Here is a 17230-nt window from a genome sequence, read left to right as displayed (position 1 = left end):
GCGAAAGCCCGTAGGCTGGGAGACATGGTTGATCGCAAGCGTGTCCTCTTGGCCGAACCCCGTGGCTACTGCGCCGGGGTGGATCGTGCCGTCGAGACCGTGGAGCGCACTCTCGACAAGCATGGTGCCCCTGTGTATGTCCGTAAGGAGATCGTGCACAACCGCCATGTCGTCGAGACGCTGACCGACCGCGGTGCGATTTTCGTCGGCGAGACCGACGAGGTCCCCGAGGGTGCGATCGTCGTCTTCTCGGCGCACGGTGTGTCGCCCGAGGTCCATCGGACCGCGGCGGAACGCAGTCTGAAGACGATCGACGCGACCTGCCCTCTGGTCACCAAGGTGCACCAGGAGGCCAAGCGGTTCGCCCGGGACGACTACGACATCCTCCTCATCGGCCACGAAGGCCATGAGGAGGTTGAGGGGACCGCGGGCGAGGCGCCCGAGCACATCCAGCTCGTCGACGGTCCGGATCATGTCGACGACGTCGAGGTACGCGACGAGTCGAAGGTGATCTGGCTGTCACAGACGACGCTGTCCGTGGACGAGACGATGGAGACCGTGAAGCGGCTTCGCGAGAAGTTCCCGCTGCTCGAGGACCCGCCCAGTGACGACATCTGCTACGCGACGCAGAATCGGCAGGTGGCGGTGAAGGCGATGGCGCCGCAATGCGACCTCGTGATCGTCGTCGGTTCCCAGAACTCGTCGAACTCACAGCGGCTGGTCGAGGTGGCCCTGCAGAACGGCGCGGCGGCGTCGTATCTCGTCGACTACGCGCGTGACATCGACGAGGCCTGGCTGACCGGCGTCACGACGGTGGGCGTGACATCCGGGGCGTCGGTGCCCGAGGTCCTCGTCCGCGGAGTCCTCGATCTGCTGGCCGAGCATGGTTATGACTCGGTCGACACCGTCAACACCGCGAACGAGACGTTGACCTTCGCGCTGCCGCGAGAACTGCGGCCCGCGCGTACCTCGAAGTGAGCCGCACTGCGCGCGTGTTCGGTTAATACTCGTCCGGGTCGAGGTGCCGCACACGACGATGCGGCATCGCCACCAACAGCACCACCGCGATCACCGCGGCACACACGCCGGCACCGATGAGTGCGACGTTCCGGGCGGTGTGGTCGACAACGGGCTCCGCGCCCGGCGCAGCGATCGGCCGGGCATCGGTGGGATTCGGCAGTCCACGCGGGATCTCGCTGGTCAGGGCAGCCACAGGATCGATGACCCCATGGCCGATGGCGGTGTCGTGGCCGGTACCGGGGGAGTGGGCGGTACGGGTGATGCGCTCCATGACCTCGGCCGGACGAAGGTGGGGAAACCGGGCACGCACCAGGGCGACGGCGCCCGCCACGTAGGGGGTCGCGAAGCTCGTGCCCGCGATCGGGATCGGCCCGTCCTGTCCTTGCTGAGCATCGACGAGTTCGCTCGATCCGCGAACGCTGGTCAGGCTCACGATGCCCGTGCCCGGAGCCGCCACCCGTACCCACGGGCCGTGCAGGCTGAATCCGCTCGGCGTGCCGGTATCGGAGTCCACCGACCCGACGGCCAGGACATACGGCGAGAACCAGGCCGGACTCGCGATGGTGGACACCGATCCCCACCCCTCGAGGTCGGCTGCCGCCGGCGGTGGGTTCTGGTCCGGGCATCCGGAGTTCTGCGAGACGTTGCCAGCGGCGACGACCACCACGACGTTGCGGTCGTAGGCGTACTTGACCGCTGCGCCGAGCGACCTGTCGTCGAGTCTCGATCCAGTGGGGGCGCAGGCGACCTCGGAGATGTTGATGACGGTGGCACCGAGGTCGGTGGCGCGCACCACCGCGGCGGCGAGGGTGCGGACCGACCCGTACGCGGCCCCGACGGTGGGGTCGGAGTCGGCTGGTCCGCGGTCGCGGGCCGAGTACGCGCCGCTCGACTGCCGGATCGAGATCAATGAGGCCTCCGGCGCGACACCGGCGAACGCGTCGTCGCGGCTCGGTGCCGCGGCGATGATGCCCGCGACCAGCGTGCCGTGCGCGTCGCAGTCGGCCAGACCGTCTCCCGACGACACGTAGTCGCCGCCCGGCTGCACCCGACCCAGACGAGGATGCGGCGTCACACCGGTGTCGATGACGGCGACCTTCTGTCCCCTGCCGCGGCTGAAGCGCCACGCCTCCGGGAGGTTCATCATCGATTGTGCGGCAGTGGGATCGGACGTGTCGTGACGCCCGGTCGCCAGCGGCTCGGCGCACAATGTGCGCTGCTCGGTGGCCTCCGGTGGCGCGGCGGGTGTGGACCGCTCCAACGCTGTGGGGTCGATCGTGGGGGGCGTCAGCGCGGCGACGGGCGCATTCCCGAACGCGCCGATCAGCGCGAGCGACGCAACCAGTGCCGCACCTGTGTGGAGCAGCCGGCGCACCTCAGATCTCCCGGACGGTCCGGTACAGGTCGAGTATCCACAGCAGGAGGGGCACGATGACCACCACGAGCGTGTACTCGATGATCTCGGCGGTACGTCGCATCACCGGAGAGAACTCGTGGTTCGGCGCGATCACGCCGAGGACGATCGCGGCGGCCGCCATTGCCATGGCCACGGCGAACGCGATGATCGGCCAATGGTCCGACCCGAATGCGAGGCCTGTGACGAGCGCGATGAGGGCAAGTGAGCCACTGCCGACAAGGCAGGCGGCCTGCGCCAGATCGCTGTGGGACCTGCCGCGCAGGCAGAGCACGAGCGCGATGATCCCGGCGTAGGCCGCGGACTTCGGTTCGAGCCCCGAAAGCGGTGCCGCCGCGAGGATCACGCACACGGCGGTCACGAATGCGGTGCCGCCGATGATGCCGGTCAGATACTCAGTGGCGACGACGGACCGACGTTCGAGCGCGTCGGCTCTCGGCAGGACCGTCGCGCCGATGGCGCCGATGCCCTCGATCGCGGGGCGGGGTTCGATGTCCTCGGCGTCCATCGACGTTCCCGCGGTGGGTATCGGCGGAAGTGGGAGCCTCGCGAGGACGATGGTCGCGCGTGGGGCGAGTGCGACGACCAGGATGCCGACCGCAGCCAGCGCCGCGGCCACGTCCGACACCGGCGCCCTGAGCAACAGTGCTGCGCCACAACCGAAACCGGCGAGCAGAGTGGCCGTGGTGACTGCGCTGTGTATCGCCGGACCGACAGTGGTGAGCCGGTACGACACGACTGCGGCGACGAGGGCCACGGCGCACCCCAGGGTCAGATGTGCCGCCCCGAAACGTCCCGGGGTGAGGAGCATGCCGGTGACGAAGGCGAGCGGCATCGCAGTCGAGACGAGTACGGCGGCGCTCGTACGGTCACCGTGATGCCGCGCGACGATCGTCCCGGCGGTGATCAGACCGATGGCTGCGAGGCCGCCGAGCCCGGCGATCCACAACGCCTCGTCGGTCCGTCGGGACGCGCCCAGTGCGACAGCGGCCGCGACGGCGGCGACGACCGCGACCGCGTGACCGGCGACCCGGGCGGACCGCGGTGACCAACTCGCGAAATGAGATTCATTCAAACGAGCGACGGCGTCCACGACGTCGTCGAACAGTGCGGGCGAGTCGCCGGCGTGAATGGACCGGAGCACCAGCAGGTCGCCGTCACGGATACCCGATTCCGACAGCGACCGGTCCGGTGCGATCTGTTCCTGCCCGATCAGACCGAGCGTCCATCGGTTCGGGCGGTCGTACCGACGCCCGTCCTCGCTCTCCGGGACGTCGTCGGGTCCTGTCGAGTTGCGTGTCCTGACCTGGGTCACCAGGTCAGGGATCAGCGCTGCGACGGGCAACCGTGCAGGTAGACCGACATCCAACTGGGTGTTCCCGCCGAGGACCGAGACCCTGACCAATTCGGGCTCGATCCCGGCGTCGGCGCGGGCGCGTGCCCCTGGGTCGTCGCACGCCGCGGCCTGCGGGAGCGTCGCGCTCACACGTGAATCCACAGTTGACATCGATGGGTTCCCCCCGCCCGGTTCGCGGTTAACATAGCGAACTGCGTCAATTGTGTAGCAGCGCGCGCCCGGTGGGTCACGACATCGGGATTGCGGGGTCGGTCGGGGGGAGATCGAATGGTGGCGACTACGGACGGGTTTGTCCGGCGGCCGCGGATCACGCCACCCCGGTCGCCGGGTGGAGAACTGGCCATCCAGCCTCCACCCGACGTGCCGCGGGTGGTCCCGGGCCCCGTGGTCACCCGGATGCTCCCCGTGGTGATGGTGGTCGCGGTGGTCGGCATGATCTCGATGATGCTGGTGACCGGCGGCCGGACGATCGTGTCCAACCCACTGGCCGTGATGTTCCCGCTGATGATGCTGATGTCGATGGTCGGCATGTTCGCGGGCGGGCGTGGCGGCGGCAAACGGGCCGCCGAGCTGAACGAAGAACGTAGGGACTACTTCCGTTACCTCGGGCAGACGCGTACTCAGGTACGTGAGACCGTCGAAGCCCAACGCGCCGCCCTCACCTGGAGTCATCCCGATCCGGCCGCTCTGCTGGACATCGTGGGTGGTCGACGGATGTGGGAGCGACGACCGTCCGACAGCGATTTCGCCCATGTCCGTGTGGGACTCGGTTCGCAGCGTCTCGCCACGCGGTTGATGCCTCCCGAGACGGGACCTCTCGAGGACCTCGAACCGGTCTCGATGGTGGCGCTGCGCCGCTTCATCCGGACACATTCGGTGGTGCACCGGTTGCCGACGGCGATCTCGTTGCGTGGCTTTCCGGCGGTCAGCATCGAGGGGGCGCGGCAGGAGACCCGGGATCTGGTGCGCGCCATGGTGCTCGAGTTGTGCGTCTTCCACAGCCCAGACCAGCTGTGGATCGCGATCATCACCGGCGATCCCGTCGGCGAGGCCTGGGACTGGGCGAAATGGCTTCCCCACGTGGGGCATCCGACGCTGCGTGACGGTCTCGGGGCCGGCCGGATGATCTATCCCGCGCTCGCCGATCTCGAGAACTCGATGGCCGCTGAACTGATCGAGCGTGGTCGGTTCAGCCGGTCGGCACCGCCCGCGCCGGGGCGGGCACACCTCGTCGTGGTGCTCGACGACGGACATGTCGCCGGTGACGAACGGCTGGTCGACGATGCAGGCATGGAAGCCGTTACGATCATCGATCTGATGGCGCGACCGGACGGACTGGCCGCACGCCGCGGCCTGCAACTCGTCGCAGGCAACGGAAAGCTCGCCGCGCGCAGCATGTTCGGCACGGAAGAGTTCGCCGAGATGGACTCACTCACGATTCCCGAGGCCGAAACGCTGGCGAGACGGATGGCACGGTTCCACCTTGCCGCGGCCACGCCCTTGCCGCACCTGGAATTCGAAGTGGCCCCGAGTGATCCCGGCCTGACCGCGATGCTCGGTATCGCCGATGCGGCACGGTTCGACCCCGAGCGGTACTGGCGGGGACGTACTGGTCGCGACCGCCTCCGGGTACCGATCGGGTACCGACAGAACGGCACGCCCGTGGATCTCGACATCAAGGAGAGCGCGCACGGCGGGATGGGCCCGCATGGGCTGTGTATCGGCGCCACCGGATCGGGCAAGTCCGAGTTCCTTCGCACTCTGGTGCTCGCGCTGCTCGCCACCCACTCACCGGCCGAACTGAACCTCGTGCTGGTGGACTTCAAGGGTGGGGCGACATTCCTGGGACTGGAGTCGGCACCGCATGTCGCGGCGGTCATCACCAATCTCGAGAACGAACTCCCGATGGTGGACCGGATGAAGGATGCGTTGTCCGGCGAGATGAATCGTCGTCAGCAACTGCTGCGGTCGGCCGGGAACTTCGCGAATGTCAGCGACTACGAACGAGCCCGTGCCACCGGTGTTCGACTGGAGCCGTTGCCTGCGCTGTTCGTCGTGGTCGACGAGTTCTCCGAATTGCTCGCGCAGAAACCGGATTTCGCCGAGCTGTTCGTCGCCATCGGTCGGCTCGGTCGTTCGCTGCAGATCCATCTGTTGCTCGCGTCCCAGCGGCTAGAAGAGGGCAAGCTTCGCGGCCTCGACAGTCATCTGTCGTACCGGATCGGATTGAAGACATTCTCCGCCAACGAATCCCGTTCGGTTCTCGGTGTCCCGGACGCCTATCATCTACCCAACGCGCCGGGTTCGGCATACCTGAAATGCGACTCGGCCGAGCCGGTCCGCTTCACCACGTCGTACGTGTCCGGTCCGTATCGCTCGCCGGCCGCGAGCGACCACGCGGCGGATGCCGTTCCGGAGCACCCGGAATCGCGCCTGCGGATGAAGATGTTCACCGCGCTGCCGGTGCCTCTCGAGCCGGGCGAGGCGAGTTCCTCGATCCCGGACAGCGGACCGCGACCGGACGGGGAGCCGCTGGTGGACTCCGGTCTCTCGATGGACGACGATCCGACCGTGACGTCGCTGCCGACCCTGTTGGACACGCTGGTCACGCGGATGATCGGGTATGGCCCCGCCGCACACGAGGTCTGGCTGCCGCCACTCGACGAGTCGCCGACGATCGACGGACTGATCGGCCGACGGGACTGGTCGACCGCGGGGGACGTGGGCGATCTGCGTGTCGCGGTGGGCCTCGTCGACCGTCCCTACGATCAGCGACGCGACATCCACAGACTCGATCTCGCGGGTGCGGCAGGCAATGTCGCGATCGTCGGCGGTCCGCAGTCCGGCAAGTCGACCGCGGTGCGGACCATCGTCATGTCGGCCGCGGCCTCCCACACTCCCGAGCAGGTGCAGTTCTACTGCCTGGACTTCGGCGGCGGCAGCCTCGCCGGCCTCACCGGTCTCCCGCACGTCGGTTCGGTTGCGTCGCGGGGCGACATGGATGCGGTGCGGCGGACGGTCGCCGAGGTGGGTGCGATCGTGCGCAGCCGCGAACTGCTGTTCGCGCGGCTCGGGGTCGAATCGATGAGGGACTATCGGGAGCGTCGTCGGGAATGGTTCGCCGGTGTGCGCGCGGACCCCGGCGACCCTCTTGCCGCTGACCGTCATGGCGACGTGTTCTTGGTACTCGACGGCATCGGCGTGCTCCGCGGTGAACTCGACTTCCTCGAGGAACAGATCACCATGATCGCCGCACAAGGACTTTCCTACGGTGTGCACGTCATCGTGACCGCGTCGCGGTGGGCCGAGGTGCGCCCTGCGGTGAAGGATCTGATGGGTAGCCGGATCGAGTTGAAGCTCGGCGATCCGATGGATTCCGAGGTGGGACGTCGTGCCGCCGCGCTGGTCCCGCAGGGTCGGCCCGGTCGCGGGCTGACACCTGACGAACACCACTTGCTGATCGCGTTGCCCCGGCTGGACGGCGTCGGTGCGACCGAATCCCTCTCGGCCGGTTCACAGCTCGCGATCGATCGGCTCGCCGAAGGTTACCGGGGCCGGGCGGCGATGGCGGTGCGCAAGCTGGGTGCGGAAATCGCTCAGCGTGACGTCGACGAGCTGGTCTCGGTGATGGGCATCGCGTTGAGCACACACCAGGTCGCGGTGGGAGTCGGGGAATCGGAACTCGCACCGGTGGTGCTCGATTTCGGTGTGCAACCGCATCTCATGGTCTTCTCTGATGTCGAACACGGTAAGACGACACTGCTGCGCAACATCGTGCGTGGTCTGGTCCGCGACTCGACACCCGAACAGCTCAAGATCGTGTTGATCGACTATCGCCGTACGATGCTCGGCATCATCGAGGGTGACCACGTCGGTGGCTATGCCAGCTCGGCCGATCGGGCGATCCCGATGATGCAGCAGCTCGCGCAGATCCTCACCGATCGCCTGCCGCCCGAGGACGTGACGCCCCAGCAGCTGCGCGAGCGCTCCTACTACACGGGCGCCGACGTGTATCTGGTGATCGACGACTACGACCTGGTGGCAACCGCGTCCGGTAACCCGCTGCTGCCGCTGGTGGACCTCGCAGCCCAAGCCCGGGACATCGGTTTGCACATCATCCTGGCCCGCCGCTCGGGCGGTCTCGGCCGGGTGATGTTCGATCCGTTGATCGCTCGGTTGAAGGATCTCTCTTGTGACATGTTGCTGATGAGCGGCGACCGCGACGAGGGATACATCACCGGCCGCGTCCGGATGCAACAGTTGATCCCCGGCCGTGGCGAGTTGGTCTCGCGCACGCGGCCCCAGGAGATGATCCAGGTCGGTTATGTCCATCCAGAGGAGTGATCAGGTGTCGACCCCCGCACCGCGCCCGACGGTCGTCGACCTCGCATTCGGCCACGTGGCCATCGGTGACGGTCGGGCGGCGGACGTGGCCGGTCTGCTGGACGCGATAGACGAGCCGACGGTGTCGGTCGCAGGTGTCCGATGCCAGGGTCACCAGGCGTGGCAGACCGTGTTGCGGGATCTGCGCCTGCCCGACGCCGGGCCAGGCGGCCCGTTGCCGCTGGTGCTCGGATACCCGAGCACCTGGGGTCGCGTGCGTTCGTCGGTTCTCGCCCGCGCCACCGCCGACATCGGCGTACCGGTGACACTCGTGCCCCGGGCAGTACTCATCGCGCGGAGTCATACAGACGGTTCCATGCAGCGGTGCGCGGTCGTCGAGACCACGCACTTTCCGACCGTTCCGGGAGACCCGGCCCGGCCGACCCAGCCGCGATGGGATGTCGCCCGACTACGTCGCATGTCATCGGGGTGGGAGATCGAGGCCACCGACGTCCTCGAACCGGAGTCAGATGACATCGCCGCACGGACCGAGACCATCGTGGACGACTCGGTGGAGTCGGTGTTCGTCGACGGTGCCGACCCCGCGGAGGTGACCCGTGCCGTCGACGTGGTCGCGGCCCATGCGCTGGCCGGCCGTGTGGTGGCGGTGGATCGGGAGCTGATCCGGCGTTACGGGTGGCGGACCGGTGGTCCAGAGGGCGCGGACCAACGGTTCGGGGTGAGCGGGACGCAGGTGCAGGAACCGCCCCGCGCGGTACGCAGTCGCACCGGCAGGTGGATGACTGCCGCCGGTGTCGCGGCGGTCGCGGTGGCGCTGGTGGCCGGGGTCGTCGGCTTTCTCCAGCGTGACGGCGACGGGCCGCCGGTGGAACAGACGGTGGCACTCGGACGTACCGGCGTCGAGGTGCCCGCCGACTGGCGGAGGAGTGAACTCGCACGATCGGGCGGCGGGGGAACCGATCGGCCCTCGCGCACGGTGTTCGCCGACGTCGAGGACGGTCGGCGGATTCTGGTGGTCCAGAGTGAGGTGAGGGCCGACTCGACCCTGGCGTCGGTGGCGACCAGTCTCGGCAACCGCATCCGGCAGCGGGGCGACGACGTGGTGACCGAGTTCTCCGCCAGTACGCGCTTCATGGGCCGTGAGGTGATCAGCTACCGGGAGGCGCCGGCGTCCGGTAGCGCCATCCGCTGGTACGTGCTCGTCGAGCACGGGCTGCAGGTGTCGGTCGGTTGCCAGGCTGGGACGGCCGGGGAGTCGGTGGACACCGAGTGCGCGCATGCGGTGTCGTCGGTGGTCATCAACGAACAGCGATGACCCCCTGCGTTTTGACCCTGATCAGGGGCTTCGCGTAGTCTGGATCGCTGGTGCGTGACATCTTCTCGCCGGGTGACCGGAAGGAGATAGCCGAGGCCCGGGTCCCCACTGGTCGCCGGGAGTCTCCTCTGTCATCGCATCCGACCAGCACCCATCGACAGAGTTGAGGACAACTGTGCCCACCTACACCCCGAAGGCCGGTGACATCACGCATGCGTGGCATGTCATCGACGCCACCGACGTGGTGCTCGGCCGGCTGGCCGTGCAGACCGCGAATCTGCTCCGCGGCAAGCACAAGCCGACTTATGCGCCGCACGCTGATGGCGGTGACTTCGTCATCATCATCAACGCCGAGAAGGTTGCGCTGACCAGCAACAAGGCCGAGCGCAAGCTGAACTACCGCCACTCCGGGCATCCGGGTGGGCTCAAGGTCCAGACAACTGCCGAGTTGCTGGAGAGCCACCCCGAGCGCGTGGTCGAGAAGGCCGTCAAGGGCATGCTGCCGCACACCAAGCTCGGCCGCGCCATGGCGTCCAAGCTGAAGGTCTACGCAGGCCCGAATCATCCCCACGAGGCCCAGCGGCCCGTGCCCTTCGAGATCAAGCAGGTGGCCCAGTGACGAACGAGAACATCAACGATCCGGCCGTCGAGGAGATCGTGGAGAGCACCGACGAGATCCAGGCCGCAGCCGCCGGTGACGACGCTGCCGCTGTCGAGACCGTCGAGGTCGCTTCGGACGACTACGACACCGACGTCGTGGCCGATCCGGCCGCCGACTCCCGCGAGCCGGTTGTCATCGATCGCCCGATCCAGACTGTCGGCCGCCGCAAGGAGGCCATCGTCCGGGTGCGTCTCGTCCCGGGCTCCGGCCAGTTCCAGCTCAACGGTCGTACCTTGGAGGAGTACTTCCCCAACAAGGTGCACCAGCAGCTGATCAAGGCTCCGCTCGTCACCGTCGAGCGCACCGAGTCGTTCGACATCTTCGCCAAGCTCGTCGGCGGTGGCCCCTCGGGCCAGGCCGGTGCGCTGCGCCTGGGCATCGCCCGTGCGCTGATCGAGGTCACCCCCGAGGACCGTCCCGCGCTCAAGAAGGCCGGCTTCCTCACCCGTGACCCGCGTGCGGTGGAGCGCAAGAAGTACGGCCTGAAGAAGGCCCGCAAGGCGTCGCAGTACTCCAAGCGCTGATCTTGGCACGCCTTTTCGGAACCGACGGCGTCCGGGGCCTGGCCAACGACGAGCTCACTCCAGAGCTCGCGTTGCGCCTCGCCTCGGCCGCCGCGGTCGTTTTCGAGGCCGGCGCGGACACCCGCGATGTCCGGCCGCGGGCCGTCGTCGGACGCGATCCCCGTGCCTCCGGTGAGATGCTGGAGGCCGCGGTGTGCGCGGGCCTTGCCGCCAGCGGTGTCGACGCAATTCGTGTCGGTGTGGTGCCAACCCCTGCCGTCGCGTTCCTGACCGCCGACTACTGCGCCGACTTCGGCGTGATGATCTCGGCGTCGCACAATCCCATGCCCGACAACGGGATCAAGTTCTTCTCGGGCGGCGGGCACAAACTCGACGACGCGGTCGAGGACCAGATCGAGGCCGCGATGGCCGACGGTCTCGATCCCGCCGCCCTTGTCCGTCCCATCGGCGCGGCCGTGGGCCGGGTGGTGGACGCGACCGACGCGGGCGATCGCTACCGCGCTCATCTCGCCGCCGCGATCGGCCATCGTCTCGAGGGACTCACGGTGGTCGTCGATTGCGCCCACGGCGCCGCATCAGAGCTCGCACCCCAGGCGTACGCCGACGCGGGTGCGGAGGTGATCGCGATCCACGCGGAGCCCGACGGCCTCAACATCAACGAGGACTGCGGTTCCACCCACATGGACAAGCTCCGGGCCGCGGTGCTCGAGCACGGCGCCGATCTGGGCCTGGCCCATGACGGTGACGCCGACCGCTGCCTTGCGGTCGACTCGGTCGGGCAGGTGGTCGACGGAGATGCCATCATGGCCATCCTCGCCACCGCGTTGAGCGCACGGAACCGATTGCGTGACAACGTTCTCGTGACCACGGTGATGAGCAACCTCGGCCTGCACATCGCGATGCGGGAGGCGGGGATCACCTTGCACACCACCGCAGTCGGCGACCGGTACGTCCTCGAGGAGTTGCGCCGCGGCGGCTACTCGCTCGGCGGGGAGCAGTCGGGCCACATCGTGGTACCCGGATCGGGCACCACCGGCGACGGCATCCTGACGGGGCTGCTGCTGATGGAGCAGATGGCTGCGACAGGAGAGCGCATCGCCGATCTGGCAGGCATCATGACGGTCCTGCCGCAGGAACTCATCAACGTCCGGGTCGCGGACAAACATGCGGTCGCCCAGTCACAGGCGGTCAAGCAGGCGGTCACCGACGCCGAGGTCGAACTCGGCGACAACGGCCGAGTCCTGTTGCGTCCGTCGGGAACCGAGCAACTCGTCCGCGTGATGGTCGAGGCCGGTTCCGCCGACACCGCGCGGGCGGTGGCGCGCCGGATCGCCGACGTGGTCGAGGCCGCCGGCTCGTGAGCTCGCCGAGCGCGGTCCTGTTCGACTTCTCGGGGACCCTGTTCCGGTTCGAGGCGCGCGACGACTGGTTCGACGGCCTGCATGACGAACACGGCGATGAGTTGCATCTCGACGCCCAGGCGGAGTTGATCCGGCGGATGACGCAGCCGGTCGGACTGCCGGCGATGATCGCGGGCGACGACCGGATTGCCTGGGAACGCCGGGATCTCGATCCCCAGCAGCATCGCCGCGCATATCTGGCGATGCTGCGGGCATCGGGGCTGACCGTTCCAGGGCACGCCGAGCAGCTCTATGGGCGGGTGATCGACCCCCACTCCTGGCAGATCTTCCCGGACACCGAGAGGGTCCTGACCGGACTGCGTGCCGCCGGAATCCCGGTCGGAGTCGTGAGCAACATCGCCTTCGATCTGCGAGCGGTCCTCGCGCTGGCCGGTGTCGCCCATCTCGTCGACGAGTACGCCCTGTCGTATGAGGTCGGTGCGATCAAGCCTGACCCGCGGATCTTCCGCGCGGCTCTCGACCCACTCGGCGTCGCACCCTCCGACGCGCTGATGGTCGGTGACAGCGACGAAGCCGATGGGGGTTCCCGTCACCTCGGCGCTGCGTTCGAGTTGGTCCGGGACGCGCCCGCCGCCGAACGGCCGACGGCCCTCCTCGACGCCCTCGCGCGCCACGGCGTCGTTCTCCCGAACTGACTTCGTCGGCCGGGAACCGGTCCGTGGCCCGGCGCGTCTAAACTTCGACGCCATACCGTGGTCGGACGGTCGAACGGAATTCGACGCGGTGGCGTGCTGGGAGAGGGGGGACCGATGTCGGATGCGCAGATGACCGTCGACGTCGAGGAGATCTCGAAGGTGATCGCGTTCTATCGTCGCGCCGCCGATGTCGTCGGCTGTGCCGCCGACGACATCAGAACGCATGAACTCGGTCGCTGGGCGGTCGGCGACGAGTACCGCGAGATGGGTGAGCGGTACCGGGAGATGGGCCGCACCATCACCGAGCGGCTGACCGCGCAGGCCCATGCGGCAGATCATCTCGCCGACGCCCTGGGACGGGGTGTCGCGCTCATCGGGACCGCCGACGCCGACAACGCAACCGAGGTCGCCCGCACCGTGGACGGGCTCCACGCCCACGGACCGGATGCCCGATGACGAGCGATTCGCTTGCGGCGCTGCGTGACCAGGCGGTGGCCGGCATCGAGGATCTCGTCAAGGTACTGGCCCTCGGCGCAGTGCTGGGAGCGCGGGTGCCCGATGCCGATGACGTACACCGGCCATTCCGGATGGTCGGCGCGTTCGACGTACCGGGTCTGGCCGCCGACAGTCATCGCCTCGACGCGGCCCACCGCGCCGTCGCCGACCAACTGCATCGACTGCCTGAGCAACAGGTGCGACTCGGCCACGGGTGGGTGAGCGAGGCGGGGACGCGCGCGATGGCCGCGGTCATCGACCACCAACGACGGGCCGAGTCGGATCTGCACCTGTTGCGGACCCTGGCGGAGGCCACGGGCGCTGCTGCGTCGGGCATCGACCAGCTGTTGCGGACGTGGTATCTCACCGTGGCCCAACTGACGTCGCCGCTGGTGGCAGGTGTGCCGGTGGTCGCCGTCCCGACCGCGATAGTGGCGGGCGGACTCCCGGTTGCCGTCGTGATCGAAGACATCGTGTCGAGGGCGACCCTGTACTTCGCCACCGCCAGTGCCACCGTCGACGGAATCGACGAGATCCTGCAACAACTCGATCGCGTCACCGAGACGATGGACGTCGAGACGTACCCGCAGACGACACCCGGCAGTGCCGAGTCGCGCCAACGGGAACCGCGGACGACGCCACACAGGCGAGCGGACACCGACAGGGAGAGCTCGACAGACGACGCCGTGCCGGCGCCTGCCGACGACCGTCCCGATGTCCCACTGCATTTGACACCGGACACCATGGACGGACCGACCGCTCAGGCGCCAGAGGCGGTCGCTCCGGCCGCCGAGGATGCCGGACTCGCCCCGCGAACCCGTGCGCCCGATTCCGGCGCCGCCGCCACGCCCGGTCCCCAGGCTCACGAATCGCCTGCTCCGTCAGCGGGAGATCTGGCGCTGGCGGGGGACGAATGAGACCGGGCCGACGATGAACCTCGCAGATCAGATCGAGGCCGTCGCGCGGCGAGCGACCGCGCAGGTCGTGGCCGCCTCTCACGCGTACGCGGCGACGCAGCGACGTATCGCCGCGGATCTTGCCGGCTTCCGGTCCGCAGACGCCGGCCCGGAAGGCCGATGGCGCGATGAGGCGGACACGGACGCGGGTATCGGCGGTGTCGCGATGCCCCGATTCCGGCGACCTGCCGACGCGGCCGAGGCCAGTCCCCATCGGTCCGCCCCGGACGAATAGGCTGTGGGAGTGCCGGCAGCGAAATCAGGGCAGACCAGATCTCAGCGGACGACGCGGGACGCGAAGTCGTCCGGATCCGCGGACAAGCTGATGGCGCCGTTGTCGCGCCGCGGACCTCACCGGGTCCTGCGCGGTGACCTGGGGATCGTCGGTATGCGCGGGCAGGTGTTCGCGCCGGAGTCGGGTCGGCGACTTCCGGTGATCGCCGTCGGGCACACCTGGATGGCGGACAGTCACCGATATCGGGACCTCCTCTACCACTTCGCATCCTGGGGTTTCGTGACTGTCGCGCCGGACGAGAACACCGGCTTCTTCGCGTCCGACGTCGGCCTGGCGGCCGACCTGCGGTCGGCGCTCGCAGTGGTCTCGCGGGTGCCACTCGGGTCCGGCGCGGTGACGGCCGACCCGGATCGCATCGGACTCGTGGGCCACGGATTCGGCGCCTCGGCTGCCGTCATCGCCGCGGCGGACCAGCCGGTGCTGGGGCAGCAGGCGCTCGGGGTCGCCGGCGTCGCCGCGCTGTTCCCTGCACCGACGACCTCGATGCTGTTGCCGGCCGCCGGACTGGTGACCGCGCCCGGGTTGATCGTGGCGGGGGCTGGTGAACTGCACACCGTGGAGTCCAACGCTCTGCCACTGGCACAGGCCTACGCCGGCGATGTGGCGTTGCGCACTGTGCCGAAGGCGAACGCGCGAGATCTGCTGGAACGTCGAACGGTCAAGGCCCTGGTGGGGCTGAACGGGTCCGACCGCGCCGTCCACGGCCTCGTCCGCGCAGCGTGCACCGGTTTTCTGCTGCATACCGTCGCCGGCGACGCGGCGTATCAGGGTTTCTCCGACCCGGCTTCCTCCCTGGGCAAACTGGGAGTGATCGACCTCGACGACCCGCCCGCGCAGCCGGTGGATCCGGTGTCACACCTTCTGGGGGTCAAGCCACGCAAGCGGCGCACCCGTAAGCGCTGACTTCACAGGTACGCTGACTGTCTATGTGTGGAATCGTCGGATACGTCGGGCGGCGCGATGCGCTGGACATCGTGGTCGAGGCACTTCGGCGGATGGAATACCGCGGATATGACTCGGCCGGAGTGGCCATTCTCGACGGGCACGGCAACACCGTGGTCGAGAAGAAGGCCGGTCGGCTCGAGAACCTGGACAAGCAGATCGCAACGGTCGGACCGGACAACCTTGCCGGTAGCACCGGCATGGGGCACACGCGCTGGGCGACCCATGGGCAGCCCACCGACCGCAATGCGCACCCGCATCTGAGCACCGACGGCAAGATCGCGGTGGTCCACAACGGCATCATCGAGAACTATGCGGCGCTGCGGACCGAGCTCGAGGACTCCGGGATCGAGTTCCTCTCCGACACCGACACCGAGACCGCTGTGCACCTGCTGGAGAGCTACTACACCGACGGTCCCACCGCCGGGGATTTCGTCTCCAGCGCCTATGCCGCATTGCGCCGCCTCGAGGGTGCCTTCACGCTCGTCTTCACGCACTCGGACCATCCGGACACCATCGTCGCCGCACGCCGGTCGACGCCGTTGGTGGTGGGGGTCGGTGACGGGGAGATGTTCGTGAGCTCGGACGTCACCGCGTTCATCGAGCACACCCGCGATGCGGTCGAACTCGGACAGGACGAGGTCGTCGTGATCACCGCCGACGACTACCGGATCTCCGACTTCGACGGGGACCCGCGCGCCGGCAAGCCCTTCCACATCGACTGGGACCTCGCCGCGGCAGAGAAGGGTGGCTACGACTTCTTCATGCTGAAGGAGATCGCCGAGCAGCCTGCCGCGCTCGCCGACACCCTCCTGGGGCACCTCGAGGGCGGACGCATCGTCCTCGACGAACAGCGACTCACCGACGACGACCTCCGCGACGTCGACAAGGTGTTCGTCGTCGCCTGCGGTACCGCGTATCACGCGGGTTTGCTGGCCAAGTACGCCATCGAGCACTGGACCCGGCTCCCCGTGGAGGTCGAGCTGGCCAGCGAGTTCCGCTACCGCGACCCGGTGCTGGACCGCTCGACGCTGGTCGTCGCGATCTCACAGTCCGGGGAGACCGCCGACACCCTCGAAGCGGTCCGGCACGCCAAGGATCAGAAGGCCCGGGTCCTGGCCATCTGCAACACCAACGGCGCGCAGATCCCGCGTGAGTCCGACGCCGTTCTCTACACCCACGCGGGACCGGAGATCGGTGTCGCCTCGACGAAGTGTTTCCTGGCGCAGATCGTGGCCGCCTACCTCGTCGGGCTGGCACTCGCGCAGGCGCGCGGAACCAAGTACGCCGACGAGGTGGCGCGCGAGTTCGCGGCGCTGGAACTGATGTCGAAGGCCGTCGACGAAGTCCTCACCACCATGGAGCCGGTCCAGGAGCTGGCACGGTCGCTCGCACATCACAACACCGTGCTCTTCATCGGCCGACACGTCGGCTACCCGGTGGCCCTCGAGGGAGCCCTCAAGCTCAAAGAGCTCGCGTACATGCACGCGGAGGGCTTCGCCGCGGGCGAACTCAAGCACGGTCCGATCGCCCTGATCGAAGACGGCCTTCCGGTGATCATCGTGATGCCCTCGGCGGACGGCCGAGCCCTCCTGCATTCCAAGATGGTCAGCAACATCCGGGAGATCCAGGCGCGGGGCGCACGCACGATCGTGATCGCCGAGGAAGACGACCTGTCCGCCGCGAGCGTCGCCGATCACCTGATCCCGATCCCGAAGACGCCGACGCTGCTGCAGCCGCTGGTGTCGACGGTGCCGCTGCAGGTCTTTGCCGCCACCGTCGCGCAGGCACGCGGCTATGACGTGGACAAGCCGCGGAACCTGGCCAAGTCGGTCACCGTCGAATAGTCAC

At 68.3% G+C, this 17230-nt stretch carries 14 protein-coding genes; 12 read left to right on the top strand and 2 right to left on the bottom strand.

Translation table 11 applies throughout. From position 1 onward, the window contains the following. The first annotated feature begins 24 nt into the window (after window positions 1-24). Window positions 25-978 carry a 4-hydroxy-3-methylbut-2-enyl diphosphate reductase gene (locus GTV32_RS08050; RefSeq protein WP_161059699.1) on the top strand — a complete coding sequence of 318 codons (954 nt, stop codon included), beginning with the start codon at window positions 25-27 and terminating at the stop codon, window positions 976-978. 22 nt (window positions 979-1000) lie between these two features. Here GTV32_RS08050 and mycP read toward each other — a convergent pair whose 3' ends face one another. Next, window positions 1001-2386, bottom strand: a complete 1386-nt coding sequence (mycP, locus tag GTV32_RS08045) for a type VII secretion-associated serine protease mycosin (RefSeq protein WP_202422297.1) — start codon at window positions 2384-2386, stop codon at window positions 1001-1003. Window positions 2387-2396: 10 nt separating this feature from the next. Next, window positions 2397-3941 (bottom strand): type VII secretion integral membrane protein EccD, encoded by a 1545-nt coding sequence (gene eccD, locus GTV32_RS08040; protein WP_161059697.1) that lies wholly within the window; start codon window positions 3939-3941, stop codon window positions 2397-2399. 117 nt (window positions 3942-4058) lie between these two features. Here eccD and eccCa point away from each other — a divergent pair, with 117 nt between their 5' ends. The 11 genes from eccCa to glmS all read left to right on the top strand — a co-directional run bounded on the left by eccCa (window position 4059) and on the right by glmS (window position 17226). After that, window positions 4059-8135 carry a type VII secretion protein EccCa gene (gene eccCa / locus GTV32_RS08035; protein WP_161059696.1) on the top strand — a complete coding sequence of 1359 codons (4077 nt, stop codon included), beginning with the start codon at window positions 4059-4061 and terminating at the stop codon, window positions 8133-8135. Window positions 8136-8139: 4 nt separating this feature from the next. Then, window positions 8140-9450 carry a type VII secretion-associated protein gene (locus GTV32_RS08030; protein ID WP_343287251.1) on the top strand — a complete coding sequence of 437 codons (1311 nt, stop codon included), beginning with the start codon at window positions 8140-8142 and terminating at the stop codon, window positions 9448-9450. 175 nt (window positions 9451-9625) lie between these two features. Then, complete coding sequence (gene rplM, locus GTV32_RS08025) at window positions 9626-10069, top strand: 50S ribosomal protein L13 (RefSeq protein WP_161059694.1); 444 nt, start codon at window positions 9626-9628, stop codon at window positions 10067-10069. Beyond that, a complete protein-coding gene (rpsI, locus tag GTV32_RS08020; protein WP_161059693.1) occupies window positions 10066-10635 on the top strand; it encodes a 30S ribosomal protein S9 in 570 nt (189 codons plus the stop codon). Before rplM ends, rpsI begins: the two co-directional genes overlap by 4 nt. A gap of 2 nt (window positions 10636-10637) precedes the next feature. Next, a complete protein-coding gene (gene glmM / locus GTV32_RS08015; protein WP_161059692.1) occupies window positions 10638-11996 on the top strand; it encodes a phosphoglucosamine mutase in 1359 nt (452 codons plus the stop codon). Further along, entirely contained in the window at window positions 11993-12691 is a 699-nt protein-coding gene (locus tag GTV32_RS08010) for an HAD-IA family hydrolase (protein ID WP_161059691.1), read from the top strand. Before glmM ends, GTV32_RS08010 begins: the two co-directional genes overlap by 4 nt. Window positions 12692-12805: 114 nt before the next feature. Then, on the top strand, window positions 12806-13147 hold the full coding sequence (locus GTV32_RS08005) for a hypothetical protein (protein WP_161059690.1): 342 nt from the start codon (window positions 12806-12808) through the stop codon (window positions 13145-13147). Then, window positions 13144-14103 carry a hypothetical protein gene (locus GTV32_RS08000; protein WP_161059689.1) on the top strand — a complete coding sequence of 320 codons (960 nt, stop codon included), beginning with the start codon at window positions 13144-13146 and terminating at the stop codon, window positions 14101-14103. The genes GTV32_RS08005 and GTV32_RS08000 overlap by 4 nt, the downstream gene beginning before the upstream one ends. A 13-nt stretch (window positions 14104-14116) precedes the next feature. Next, on the top strand, window positions 14117-14377 hold the full coding sequence (locus tag GTV32_RS07995) for a hypothetical protein (protein WP_161059688.1): 261 nt from the start codon (window positions 14117-14119) through the stop codon (window positions 14375-14377). A 90-nt stretch (window positions 14378-14467) separates the two neighbouring features. After that, a complete protein-coding gene (locus GTV32_RS07990) occupies window positions 14468-15340 on the top strand; it encodes an alpha/beta hydrolase (RefSeq protein WP_161062401.1) in 873 nt (290 codons plus the stop codon). 23 nt (window positions 15341-15363) lie between these two features. Further along, window positions 15364-17226: a glutamine--fructose-6-phosphate transaminase (isomerizing) gene (gene glmS / locus GTV32_RS07985; RefSeq protein WP_161059687.1), complete on the top strand. Its 1863-nt coding sequence runs from the start codon at window positions 15364-15366 to the stop codon at window positions 17224-17226. The last annotated feature ends 4 nt before the right edge of the window (window positions 17227-17230 follow it).

It is taken from the genome of Gordonia sp. SID5947 (genome assembly GCF_009862785.1).
GTDB lineage: Bacteria > Actinomycetota > Actinomycetes > Mycobacteriales > Mycobacteriaceae > Gordonia.
The sequence above is the reverse complement of the archived record's forward strand: the minus strand, read 5'-3'. Positions and strand labels throughout refer to the sequence as shown.